Raw genomic sequence first — 12,348 nt, 5'->3', positions numbered from 1 at the left:
TGCGTCCCCTGGAGAGACCGTGACCGTGTCCGTGCCGAGAAACGCCGTGCTCGGCGGCTGCACCGCCGTCGTCGCCGTGCTCGCGCTGAGCGCCTGCGGCGCCGCCCCCGACAACGCGTCGACCACCACCAAGGACGGCAAGAGCGCCGCCACCGCCACCTCCGCAGCCGGCTTCGGCGGCATGGACGCCCTCGTCAAGGCGGCCAAGAAGGAGGGGACGCTGCACATCATCGCGGTGCCCCGCGACTGGGCGAACTACGGCGCCCTGATCGACGGCTTCCAGAAGAAGTACGGCATCAAGATCGATGACGAGAGCCCGGACGGCACCAGCCAGGACGAGATCAACGCCGTCACCTCCAGGAAGGGCCAGGACCGCGCGCCCGACGTCCTCGACCTGGGCAGCTCGTTCGCGCTGAGCGCCGCACAGCAGGGCCTGCTCGCGCCGTACAAGGTGGCTTCCTTCGCCGACATCCCCGAGGCCCAGAAGGACCCGCAGGCCCGCTGGTACAACGACTACGGCGGCTATGTCTCCATCGGCTGCGACGCCAAGCGCGTCAAGCAGTGCCCCACCGGCTTCAAGGACCTCCTCAAGCCCCAGTACAAGGGCCAGGTCGCCCTCAACGGCAATCCCACCAAGTCGGGTTCGGCCTTCGGCGGCGTCTACGCGGCGGCCCTCGCGAACGGCGGCTCCTTCGACAGCATCCAGCCCGGCCTGGACTTCTTCGCCAAGCTGAAGAAGAACGGCAACTACACCCCCGTCGAGTCGACCCCGGCCACCGTCGAGAAGGGCGAGACGCCCATCTCCATCGACTGGGACTACCTGAACGCCGGATACGCCGACGAGTTCAAGTCCAAGGGTCTCGACTGGAAGGTCGTCATCCCCAGCGACGGCCAGTACGCCCAGTACTACTCCCAGGCCGTCAACAAGGACGCCCCGCACCCGGCCGCCGCCCGTCTGTGGCAGGAGTACCTGTACAGCACCGAGGGCCAGAACCTGTGGCTCAAGGGCTACGCCCGCCCGGCCCTGATGACCGCCATGGACAAGGCCGGCACCCTCGACGGGACCGCCGCCGCCAAGCTCCCGAAGGTCACCGGCACGCCGTCGTTCCCGACCGAGGACCAGCAGAGCAAGGCCAAGACGGTCATCGCCCAGGGCTGGGGTAAGGCCGTCTCCGGATGACCGCCGCTCTCCCGCGCGCGGACGTGGCGCCCGTCGCTTCGGCGAAGCGGCGGCGCCGCGCCCCCGGCTGGCTCGCCGTGCTGCCGCTGCTGGTGTTCACGGCCGTGGCCTTCGGCCTGCCGGCCGTCGCCATCGTCAACGGCGCCTTCACGGTCAAGGACGCCACCACGGGCGCCACCTCCTACACCGGCGCCAACATGACGGCCTCGCTGCAGGGCCCGTACCTCACCGCCCTGCTGGGCAGCGTCAAGCTGTCGGCGATCTCCGCCGCGCTCGGCGCCCTGCTCGGGCTGCCGCTCGCCCAGGCCGTGGTCAGCTCCCGCTCCCGCTGGCTGCGCGAGGCCGTGCTGACCGCCTCCGGCGTGCTCGCCAACTTCGGCGGCGTCCCGCTGGCCTTCGCCTTCGTCGCCACCCTCGGCAACGCGGGTGTGCTGACCGTGCACCTCGGCCTGAAGGACAGCGGCTGGGACCTCTACAGCTTCTGGGGCCTGGTCCTCGTATACCTGTACTTCCTCATCCCGCTCATGGTCCTCACCATCACCCCGGCGCTGGACGGGCTGCGCGCCCAGTGGCGGGAGGCCGCGCTGAACAACGGCGCCACCGGTGCGCAGTACTGGCGGCACGTGGCCCTGCCCGTGCTGGCGCCCTCGCTGCTCGGCGGCCTCGTCCTGCTCTTCGGCAGCGCCTTCGCCGCCTACGCCACGGCCGCCGCCATGGTCGGCAGCGCGGTTCCGCTGGTCACCCTGCAGATCGCCGACGCCCTGTCCGGGAACGTGCTGGTCGGCCAGGAGAACGTCGCCCTCGCCCTCAGCCTCGACATGGTCCTGGTGGCGGGCCTGGTGATGGCCGTGTACCTGCCCCTTCAGCGACGGAGTGCCCGATGGCTCGACGCCTGACCCTGTGGCGGTGGGTCGTCCTCGGCCTGGCCGCCCTGTACTTCCTGGTGCCGCTCGCCGCCTCCGTGATCTTCACGGTGGACGTGCCCGGCCAGGGTGTCACCTTCGACGCCTACACCAGGATCCTCTCCACCGACGGCTTCGTCTCCAGCCTGCTGCTCTCGCTGGAACTGGCCGTGGCCACCATCGCGGTCGTCCTGCTGCTGATGGTGCCCGCCATGGTCGCCCTGCGGCTCGGCGCACCCCGGCTCAGGCCGGTGGTGGAGGTGGTGTGCTCGCTGCCGCTGGTGGTGCCGCCGATCGCGTTCGTCGCCGGGATCGCCACCGTGCTGAAGTGGGGCCCGGAGTACTTGTCCCGGACCCCGCTGTTCGAGACCTTCGTGGTGATCCAGAACGACAGCTTCCCCGTGGTGCTCGTCCTCGCCTACGTCGTGATGGCCCTGCCCTTCGTCTACCGCGCCCTGGACGCCGGACTGCGCGCCATCGACGTACGCACCCTCGTCGAGGCCGCCCGCAGCTGCGGCGCCTCCTGGCCGCAGGCCCTCGTCCGGGCCGTCCTGCCCAATCTGCGCGGGGCGTTGCTGAACGCGGCCTTCCTCACCCTCGCCCTGGTGCTCGGCGAGTTCACCGTCGCCAGCCTGCTCGGCTACCGGCCCTTCGCCGTGTGGATCTACGACGTCGGCGGCTCGCAGGCCCAGATGTCCGTCGCCGTGTCCGTGCTCAGCCTGCTCGTCACCTGGGCCCTGCTCCTCGCGCTCGCCGGTGCCGGCGGCCGCAACCGAACCGCTTCCTCCCGGGGATGACACATATGACCGCCACCCTGCCCGAGACGCTTCACAAGGCCGCCACCGTCGAATTCCGGGGTCTGCGACGCGAGTTCGGGGCCACCGTCGCCCTCGACGGACTCGACCTGACCGTCCGCCCGGGGGAGTTCCTGGCTCTCCTCGGCCCGTCCGGCTGTGGCAAGACCACCGCGCTGCGCATGCTCGCCGGGTTCGAACAACCCGACTCCGGCGCGGTGCTGGTGGACGGCGAGGACGTCACACACGTGCCGGCCCACCGCCGTGACGCCGGCATGGTCTTCCAGTCGTACAGCCTCTTCCCCCATCTGAACGCCGTCGACAACGTCGCCTTCGGGCTGCGCATGCGCGGCGTCCGTACCGCCGAACGGCGCGCCCGCGCCACCGAGTTGCTGGAGCTGGTCGGCCTCGGCGACAAGGGCGAGCGCTACCCGCACCAGCTCTCCGGCGGCCAGCAGCAGCGCATCGCGCTGGCCCGCGCCCTGGCCCTGCGCCCGCGCGTGCTCCTGCTCGACGAGCCGCTGTCCGCACTGGACGCCAAGGTACGGCTCACCCTGCGCGAGGAGATCCGCCGGCTCCAGCAGGAACTCGGCATCACCACGCTCTTCGTCACCCACGACCAGGAGGAGGCCCTCTCGGTCGCCGACCGGGTCGCCGTGATGCGCGCCGGCCGGCTCGAACAGTGCGCGGAGCCCGCCGAGTTGTACGGCCGCCCCGCCACCGCCTTCGTCGCCGAGTTCGTCGGCACCATGAGCCGGATCCCGGGCGACCTGAAGGACGGCACGGTCCAGGTGCTCGGACAGCGGCTGCCGGCCGACGGCGAGGTGTCCGACGGTGCGGTGGACGTGCTGGTGCGGCCCGAGGCCGTACAGGTGCGCCCGGACGAGCAGGGCGGTGCCCGGGTCGTCGCCACCGCCTTCCTCGGCGCGGTCGTCCGGGTGACCGTACGGCTCGCCGACGGCACCGAGGCCAAGGCCGACCTGCCCGCGCACGAGGCGACCGGGCTCGGCGCCGGAACCGCCGTCGGCGTGTCACTGCCCCAGCGGCCGGTGCTCGTGGCCGAACGTACCCAGAAGTGAGGAACCACTCCGAATGACCCCCCACACCGCCCTTCAGGCGGTTCTGTTCGACATGGACGGCACGCTCGTCGACACCGAGCGGCTCTGGTGGGAGGCGGTCGAGCAGGTCGCCGGACGCCCGCTGGCCGAGGCCGACCAGCCGGACGTGCTCGGCCGCCCGGTCGAGCACACCGCCGCCTGGCTCGCCGCGGCCACCGGAGGGCGGTCCGCCGACCTCGCGGCCGGCCTGCACCGCGAGTTCGCCGCCCGCGTCCGCACCGGGATCGTGCCCCGGCCCGGCGCCCTCGGCCTGCTGGACGCGCTGGCCACCGCCGGTGTCCCGGCCGCCCTGGTCACCGCGTCCCCGCGCGCGGTCGCCGACGTCGTCCTCGACGCCCTGGGCGCGGAGCGCTTCTCGGTGTCCGTCACCGCCGACGACACCGCCCGCACCAAGCCCGCCCCCGACCCGTACCTCGCCGCCTGCGGCGCCCTCGGCGTCGACCCCGCCGGCTGCGTGGCCGTCGAGGACACCGAGACCGGTGTGGCGTCGGCCGAGGCCGCCGGCTGCGCCGTACTCGCCGTGCCGTCCCTGGCGCCGATCGGCGCGGCGCCCGGCCGGACCGTGCGGGAGAGCCTCGCCGGGGTCACGGTCGGGGAACTGCGGGGGATGGTCGCCCCCGAACTCCGCGTGATGAGCTGGAACCTGTGGCTGGGCGGACGCAAGGTCGGCGATCACCGCGCCAAGCAGCTCAAGGTCGTCATCGACAGCGGCGCCGACGTGGTCGGACTGCAGGAGACGGGCGGAACCGCCGCCCAGGAGCTAGCCGAGGCGCTCGGCTGGTACCACCACCGGGCCGGCGAGAACCTCGGCGTCATCAGCCGTCACCCGATCACCGCCCGTTTCGGCGACCCGGACGTCGGCTTCTACGGCGCCGCGGGCGTCCGGATCGCCCTCGCCCCCGGCCGCGAGGTCGACGTGTGGACCGTGCATCTGCACTACACGCCGTACGGCCCCTACGAGTCCGTCTTCGACGGGCTGCCGGCGGCGGAGCTGATCGCCCACGAGGAGCTGCGGCTCGCGCAGATGCGGGACGCGTTGAGCCGCATCGCCGACTCCTCCGGCGAGGGCGTCCCGGTCGTCCTCGTCGGCGACTTCAACTGTCCCTCGCACCTGGACTGGCCGGATGTCGCCTGGCCGGTGACGAAGGCCGCCGAGGACGCGGGCTTCGCCGACTCCTACCGCGAGGCCCACCCGGACCCCGTCGCCGAGCCCGGCCACACCTGGTCGCCGATCCACCCGGTGCATGAGGACGGCAGCGGGCGGCCCGAGCCGCAGGACCGGATCGACTACGTCCTGCACCGGGGCCTGACCGTGCGGGACGTGCGGACCCTCGTCACCGGCAGCCCGCGGCCCTGGCCGGATGTCGCGGACAACGACTGGCCCTCCGACCACGCCGCGGTGCTGACCACCTTCACCGTGACCCGGATGTGACCTGGGGTTACCGCAGGTCACCATTGCGGTCCGGGGTGATCGTCCCGTAGGTTGTGCCGAACTTTCTACTGACTGGTAACAGCGGCAGGTACTCCATGCGCTGGCCCCTCGGCCGTCCCACCACCGTCCGTGCGCGGATCGTGGCGCTCGCGCTCGCCCCGGCCGTCGCGCTGATGGGGCTGTGGAGCTTCGCCATGTGGTCCGTGACCGGTGAAACGCGCGCGCTGATCCGGCTCCAGGGGGTGTACGAGGACTTCGGCACCCCCGTGGACACCGCGGTCGGACAGATCCAGATCGAACGCCGGATGTCCGCCGCCTATCTGGGAGCCCGCCTCGACACGGCCGCCGCGGGCGACCTGCTCGGGCAGCAGCGCCGCACCGACCGGGCCGTCGACGCCATGCGGCAGGCGGTGCGGGGCGGCGACCGCAGCCGGCTCACGGTACGGCAGCGGCAGGCGCTCGACGCCATGGTCGCCGCCACCGGGAAGCTGGACGACCTGCGCTCGCAGGTGCTGTCCCGGCACATCACCTGGGACCGGGCCGTCGACGAGTACAGCGCGCTCGTCGAGCCCGGTTTCGACGTGCAGTCCACCCTCACCGCCCTGCAGGCCGGACAGCTCGCCCGTGAGGCGCAGGTCGTCATCGAGCTGGTGCGGGTACGCGAGTTCGTCTCGCGGGAGGACGCGCTGGTCGCCGGGGCGCGGGCGGCCGGCACGCTGACCGACCGGCAGTACGACAGCCTGACCGCGACCATCGAGGACCGGCGCGTCTTCCAGCGGACCTACGTACCGGACCTGCCCACAGACTCGCGCGCGCTGTTCGAGCGGTTCCAGCGCGGGGACCTGTACGGCTCGCTGGCGCGCGGCGAGGACGCGCTGCTGCGGGCCGGTGCCGCCGGTGCCGGGAAGGCCGTCGCCGCGGACGCCTGGCGGTCCACCACCGACCGGGCTGTGCAGCGGTACATGCAGCTGTGCACGCGGTCCGCCGAGAACTCCGCCGCACGCGGCCGGGCCTTCGCCTACCGCGAGCTGACCAAGGCGGCAGTCGTCGGCGTGGTCGGACTCGGCGCCGTCGGGCTCTCCCTGTGGTTCGCGGTGCGCGGCGCCCGGCGCATCTCACGGCGGCTGGAGACCCTGCGGGACGCGGCCGACGTCCTGACACGGGAACAACTGCCCGATGTCATGCGCCGGTTGAGCGCGGGCGAGGAGGTGGATGCTGTGGCGGAGGCGCCGCCGCTGGCCACCGACGAGGTGCGTGACGACGAGATCGGCCAGGTGGGCCGGTCGTTCAACACCGCGCGGCTCGCCGCCGTCGAGGCCGCCGTCAAGCAGGCGACCCTGCGCCGCGGCCTGTTCGCGGTGCTGCTCAACATCGCCCGCCGCAACCAGGCCCTCGTCCACCGGCAGCTGAAGCTGGTCGACACCCTGGAGCGGCGCACGGACGACCCCGACGTGCTGCGCGACCTGTTCCGCATCGACCACCTGACCACGCGCATGCGCCGGCACGCGGAGAGCCTGATCATCCTCTCCGGCGCCACGCCCGGCCGGCGCTGGCGCCGGCCGGTGCCGGTCGCGGACGTCGTCGCCTCGGCCGTCAGCGAGATCGAGGACTACGCGCGCGTGGCGGTACCGCCGATGCCCGAGACCGGCGTCACCGCGGACGCCGTCGCCGACGTCGTCCACCTCATCGCCGAACTCCTGGAGAACGCCACGGTGTTCTCCCCGCCGCACACCCAGGTCACCCTGCGCACCGGCCGGGTCGGCAGCGGGTTCGTGCTGGAGATCGACGACCGGGGGCTCGGCCTCGACGCCGACGCCCGCGACCGGGCCCACGCCACCCTCACCGACCCCGACGCCTTCGACCCCACCCGCCACGACCGGCTCGGCCTCTACGTCGTCGGCCGCCTCGCCGCCCGGCACGGCATCGAGGTGACCCTGCGCGATTCGCCGTACGGCGGGACGACAGCGGTGGTCCTGCTGCCGGAGCGGGTGCTGGCGGAGGTGGAGCCGGTGGTACCCGAGCCGCGAGACCAGGGGGCGGCGGTGCACGAGCTGCCGTCCAGGAAGCGGTCCGCCGCGCGGGCCGAGCGGCAGAGCTCACCCGCGGAGGAGCCGCCGGCACGCAGCCGGCTCGCGTCGGTGCCGCGGTCTCGGTCCGCGCCTCAGGGGCACCCTTCGCCCGCCCCCGGCCCGCAGGACGCGCCCGAGCCGCCGATGGCCGCGCCCGCTCTGCCCACCCGGATCCGGCAGGCGTCTCTCGTACCGGAGTTGCGGGACGAGCCGCCGAGCGGGGCGAACACGGCGAGGGCACCGGAGACCGACGCCGAGGAGATGCGGGCGATCTTCGGCGCGTTTCAGCGGGGCCTGGACCGCGGTCGCAGGGGCCTGCCCTCACCCGACCACGCGCCCCCAGCCGACCACGCGCCCGCACCCGACCACACCCGCGACGCGACCAGCGAAGCCGACGCCGAACCCGTGACCACCCACGCCCACGAACGGACGGACACCGACGATGCCCGGTGACGAACAGAGGCAAGAGCAGCCCGCCGAGCCCAGCGGAGCGCCCGGCACGGATCTCGGGTGGCTGCTGGACGACCTCGTGGCGCGAACCGACCACGTCCGCCAGGCCGTCCTGCTGACCGCCGACGGCCTCCCCCTCAGCAGCTCGGAGGGGATGCGCCGGCGGGACATCGAGCATCTGGCCGCCGTAAGCTCCGGCTTCCACGGCCTCGCCCGGTCCGCGGGGGAGCGGTTCGCGGCGGGCCGGGTGCGGCAGACCATGGTGATGCTCGACGACGCCTACCTCTTCATCACCCCGGCCGGACACGGCAGCCGGCTCGCCGTGCTCAGCGAAGCCCGCACCGATGTCGGCCAGCTCGCCCACGAGATGGCCCTGCTCGTCCGGCGCCTCGGCCGTCACCTGGACGCGGCCACCCGCAACCCCAGCTGATCCCGCACGTGAGCGACGAGCACTGGTACGAGGACGAGACCGGGTCGATGGTGCGCCCCTACACGGTGACCCGCGGCCGCACCCGCCCCTCGGGCGCGCACGCCATCGACCTGATGTCCCGGGTGACCGCGCTGGACACCGACGCGCCGGGGCCGGACGTCGACCACGCCCGGACCGTCCTGCTCGACCTGATCCGGCGCGGCCCGCGTCCCGTCGTGGAGCTGGCCGCGGACGCCGATCTGCCGCTGACCGTCCTGCGGGTCCTGCTCGGCGATCTGGCCGAGGCGGGCGTGATCCGCATCGACGAGCCGCGCCGCCTCCCGGCCGGCGGCCCGGCCGCCGACCCGGGGCTGCTGCGGGAGATCGTGCGGCGGCTGCGGGAGATCTAGGCGAAGTGCCGTCGGTGTCCCGCAGCCGGACCTAGAGCTTCGGCCGCCAGGGCACGACCGTGAAGTCACCCGTGCCCTGCTTCACCTTCTCGAACGGGGCCGACGACACACACGGCGGCAGGTCCTTCATGTCGCGGGGGCTGCCGACCGCCGCCCAGCTGTAGCCCAGCCGGTCGTGCCGGCCGAGGTCGTGGACCGTGACCCCGACCCGTTTGCCCTTCGCCCCCGGCAGGTCGGACGCGGTGATCACCCCGGAGACGACGGCGACCGGGCCGCCGGTGACCAGGCAGTCGACCTTGGCCTTGGCCCAGGCCCCCTGACCATGCAGATAGTGGCTGAACTCGAAGGTGCCGGTGGCCTTGCGCGGGTTCATGTTGTCCTTCCGCGCCAGATGCGCGTCGAAACGGAAGGTGATGTCGTCCCCGGCCGAGCGGTACAGCTTGGCCGTACCGGTCAGGGCGGCGGCCTCCCGCTGGGGGTGGTGCGCCCCGCCGCCCGAGGCCAGTGCCGCCCCGGCCGTTCCGGCGGTGATCAGCAGGGCGGTGGTGAGGGTGACGGCGGCGATCTTCGTACGACGCTTCATGACGGTCCTTTCCGCAGGTCAAGCGCGTGAACTGAACGATCACCACTCTCCCGGCAGCGGGCCGGCCGCACATCGCCCCGCCGGCGGGCCCCGTCTCCGCCGTCCGGCGGGGAACCCCGGCCGTGGCCTGCGCCTCGGGGAGGACGGGATGCGGCCCCGGGGGGCGCGCAACGAATCGCCGCCCGGCCCTGCCTCCACGCAACGAACCGCGCACAGGCGCGCAACGGCTCCTTCTTGTCCGGCCGAGCGCGCCGACCGTACCTTCTTCATGGCCCCCAAAACTTCCCGGCCACCCACAAGAGACCTCTTTCCGGTGAGGACCCCGCATGCGCACCGCCCTGCTCCAGAGCTCCGGCCGCCCCGGCTCGATCGTCGAGAACCTCAAGGTCCTCGACGAGGCCGCGGGCCGTGCCGCCGCCGCGGGCGCCGCGCTGCTCGCCGCACCGGAGATGTTCCTGACCGGGTACGCCATCGGCGACGACATCGCCCGCCTCGCCGAGCCCGCCGACGGCGACTCCGCCGACGCGATCGCGGAGACGGCCACCCGGTACGGCATCGCGATCGCCTACGGCTACCCGGAGCGCGACGGTGAGACCGTCTACAACTCCGCCCAGCTGATCTCCGCCGACGGCATCCGGCTCGCGAACTACCGCAAGACCCACCTCTTCGGGTGCGCCGAGCGCGAGCACTTCACCCCGGGCGAGCAGTCGCTCGTCCAGGCCCGCCTGGGCGGCCTGACCGTCGGCATCATGATCTGCTACGACGTCGAGTTCCCGGAGAACGCGCGCGCCCACGCCCTGGCCGGCACCGACCTGCTCGTCGTGCCGACGGCGAACATGCACCCGTTCCAGTTCGTCGCCGAGGCCATGGTGCCGGTGCGTGCGTGGGAGAACCAGATGTACGTCGCGTACGTCAACCGGGTCGGCCCCGAGGGCGAGTTCGAGTTCTTCGGACTCTCCGCCCTCGCCGGGCCCGACGGCATCGCCCGCACCCGCGCCGGCCGTGGTGAGGAACTGGTGCTCGCCGACGTCGACCCGGCCCTCCTGGCCGCCTCCCGTGAGGCGAACCCGTACCTGAAGGACCGCCGCCCCGGTCTGTACGGGACCCTCGTCTGAACCCCCCAGCCTTCCCCCGACTCACCCCCGCGCAAGGAGTCCGTACCCCATGACGTCCACGGTGCCCAACGCCGTCGAGCACACCGACGAGCAGCAGCCGCCGATCACCATGTTCGGCCCGGACTTCCCCTACGCCTACGACGACTTCCTCGCCCACCCGGCGGGCCTCGGTCAGATACCCGCGACCGAGCACGGCACCGAGGTCGCGGTCATCGGCGGCGGCCTGTCCGGCATCGTGGCCGCGTACGAGCTGATGAAGATGGGCCTCAAGCCCGTCGTCTACGAGGCCGACCAGATCGGCGGCCGGCTGCGCACCGTCGGCTTCGAGGGCTGCGGCACCCGGACGGAGGGCCTGACCGCCGAGATGGGTGCGATGCGCTTCCCGCCGTCCTCCACGGCGCTGCAGCACTACATCGACGTGGTGGGCCTGGAGACCAGGCCGTTCCCGAACCCGCTGGCCGAGGCCACCCCCTCGACCGTCGTGGACCTCAAGGGCGAGTCTCACTACGCCGAGACCGTCGACGACCTGCCCCAGGTCTACCGGGACGTCGCCGACGCCTGGAACAAGTGCCTCGAAGAGGGCGCCGACTTCTCCGACATGAACCGCGCCATGCGCGAGCGGGACGTCCCGCGCATCCGCGAGATCTGGTCCCAGCTGGTCGAGAAGCTGGACAACCAGACCTTCTACGGCTTCCTCTGCGACTCCGAGGCCTTCAAGTCCTTCCGGCACCGCGAGATCTTCGGCCAGGTCGGCTTCGGCACCGGCGGCTGGGACACCGACTTCCCGAACTCCATCCTGGAGATCCTGCGCGTCGTCTACACCGAGGCCGACGACCACCACCGCGGCATCGTCGGCGGCTCCCAGCAGCTGCCGCTGCGCCTGTGGGAGCGCGAGCCGGAGAAGATCGTCCACTGGCCGTACGGCACCTCGCTGAAGTCCCTGCACGTGGACGGCGAGCCCCGCCCGGCCGTGACCCGGCTGCACCGCACCGCGGGCAACCAGATCACCGTGACGGACGCGAACGGCGACATCCGCACCTACAAGGCGGCCATCTTCACCGCCCAGTCCTGGATGCTGCTGTCCAAGATCGCCTGCGACGACACGCTGTTCCCGATCGACCACTGGACCGCGATCGAGCGCACCCACTACATGGAGTCGAGCAAGCTCTTCGTGCCCGTCGACCGGCCGTTCTGGCTGGACAAGGACGAGGAGACCGGCCGGGACGTCATGTCGATGACGCTCACCGACCGCATGACCCGCGGCACCTACCTGCTGGACGACGGCCCGGACAAGCCCGCCGTGATCTGCCTGTCCTACACCTGGTGCGACGACAGCCTGAAGTGGCTGCCGCTGTCCGCGAACGAGCGGATGGAGGTCATGCTGAAGTCGCTCGGCGAGATCTACCCGAAGGTCGACATCCGCAAGCACATCATCGGCAACCCGGTGACGGTCTCCTGGGAGAACGAGCCCTACTTCATGGGCGCGTTCAAGGCCAACCTGCCCGGCCACTACCGCTACCAGCGGCGCCTGTTCACGCACTTCATGCAGGACCGGCTGCCCGAGGACAAGCGGGGCATCTTCCTGGCAGGCGACGACATCTCCTGGACGGCCGGCTGGGCCGAGGGCGCCGTCCAGACCGCGCTGAACGCGGTCTGGGGTGTCATGCACCAGTTCGGCGGCCAGACCGACCCGGCCAACCCCGGCCCGGGTGACGTCTACGACGAGATCGCCCCCGTGGAGCTGCCCGAGGACTGACCAGAAGAGCGAGCAAGGACCAAGGCGGGGGGGGGGGGGGGGGGGGCGGGGACCCCGGCGCCCCGCCCCCCCCCCCCCACACCAGCGCCCTACCACCCCACGCCGGTCTCGCGGCGAGTCTATCATATAA

General features: G+C 72.4%; 11 protein-coding genes. 10 read left to right on the top strand and 1 reads right to left on the bottom strand.

From position 1 onward, the window contains the following. Window positions 1-19 precede the first annotated feature (19 nt). From ACZ7GZ_RS20665 to ACZ7GZ_RS20630, 8 genes are all read left to right on the top strand, one after another. Complete coding sequence (locus ACZ7GZ_RS20665) at window positions 20-1,180, top strand: ABC transporter substrate-binding protein (RefSeq protein ID WP_471026085.1); 1,161 nt, start codon at window positions 20-22, stop codon at window positions 1,178-1,180. Beyond that, on the top strand, window positions 1,177-2,076 hold the full coding sequence (locus tag ACZ7GZ_RS20660) for an ABC transporter permease (RefSeq protein ID WP_471026083.1): 900 nt from the start codon (window positions 1,177-1,179) through the stop codon (window positions 2,074-2,076). Before ACZ7GZ_RS20665 ends, ACZ7GZ_RS20660 begins: the two co-directional genes overlap by 4 nt. Then, window positions 2,061-2,879 (top strand): ABC transporter permease, encoded by an 819-nt coding sequence (locus ACZ7GZ_RS20655; RefSeq protein ID WP_471026082.1) that lies wholly within the window; start codon window positions 2,061-2,063, stop codon window positions 2,877-2,879. The genes ACZ7GZ_RS20660 and ACZ7GZ_RS20655 overlap by 16 nt, the downstream gene beginning before the upstream one ends. 5 nt (window positions 2,880-2,884) lie before the next feature. Further along, window positions 2,885-3,955, top strand: coding sequence for an ABC transporter ATP-binding protein (locus ACZ7GZ_RS20650; RefSeq protein WP_471026080.1), 1,071 nt, complete (start codon window positions 2,885-2,887; stop codon window positions 3,953-3,955). 13 nt (window positions 3,956-3,968) lie between these two features. Next, window positions 3,969-5,426, top strand: coding sequence for an HAD-IA family hydrolase (locus ACZ7GZ_RS20645; protein ID WP_471026078.1), 1,458 nt, complete (start codon window positions 3,969-3,971; stop codon window positions 5,424-5,426). Window positions 5,427-5,521: 95 nt separating this feature from the next. Beyond that, window positions 5,522-7,948, top strand: coding sequence for a sensor histidine kinase (locus ACZ7GZ_RS20640; protein WP_471026077.1), 2,427 nt, complete (start codon window positions 5,522-5,524; stop codon window positions 7,946-7,948). After that, window positions 7,938-8,375, top strand: coding sequence for a roadblock/LC7 domain-containing protein (locus ACZ7GZ_RS20635; protein ID WP_471026076.1), 438 nt, complete (start codon window positions 7,938-7,940; stop codon window positions 8,373-8,375). The genes ACZ7GZ_RS20640 and ACZ7GZ_RS20635 overlap by 11 nt, the downstream gene beginning before the upstream one ends. Before the next feature lie 8 nt (window positions 8,376-8,383). Beyond that, complete coding sequence (locus ACZ7GZ_RS20630) at window positions 8,384-8,764, top strand: DUF742 domain-containing protein (protein ID WP_471026075.1); 381 nt, start codon at window positions 8,384-8,386, stop codon at window positions 8,762-8,764. Between the two features lie 31 nt (window positions 8,765-8,795). Here the strand turns inward: ACZ7GZ_RS20630 and ACZ7GZ_RS20625 are convergent, their stop codons facing one another. Next, complete coding sequence (locus ACZ7GZ_RS20625) at window positions 8,796-9,347, bottom strand: Repetin (RefSeq protein WP_471026073.1); 552 nt, start codon at window positions 9,345-9,347, stop codon at window positions 8,796-8,798. 326 nt (window positions 9,348-9,673) lie between these two features. On the opposite strand from ACZ7GZ_RS20625, the gene ACZ7GZ_RS20620 reads away from it, so the two are divergent. Further along, a complete protein-coding gene (locus ACZ7GZ_RS20620) occupies window positions 9,674-10,462 on the top strand; it encodes a carbon-nitrogen hydrolase family protein (protein WP_471026072.1) in 789 nt (262 codons plus the stop codon). Window positions 10,463-10,511: 49 nt separating this feature from the next. Beyond that, on the top strand, window positions 10,512-12,218 hold the full coding sequence (locus ACZ7GZ_RS20615; protein WP_471026071.1) for a flavin monoamine oxidase family protein: 1,707 nt from the start codon (window positions 10,512-10,514) through the stop codon (window positions 12,216-12,218). Window positions 12,219-12,348: the final 130 nt, after the last annotated feature.

This window comes from Streptomyces sp. NPDC037288, assembly GCF_055603265.1.
This window is presented reverse-complemented; position numbering and strand designations above follow the sequence as displayed.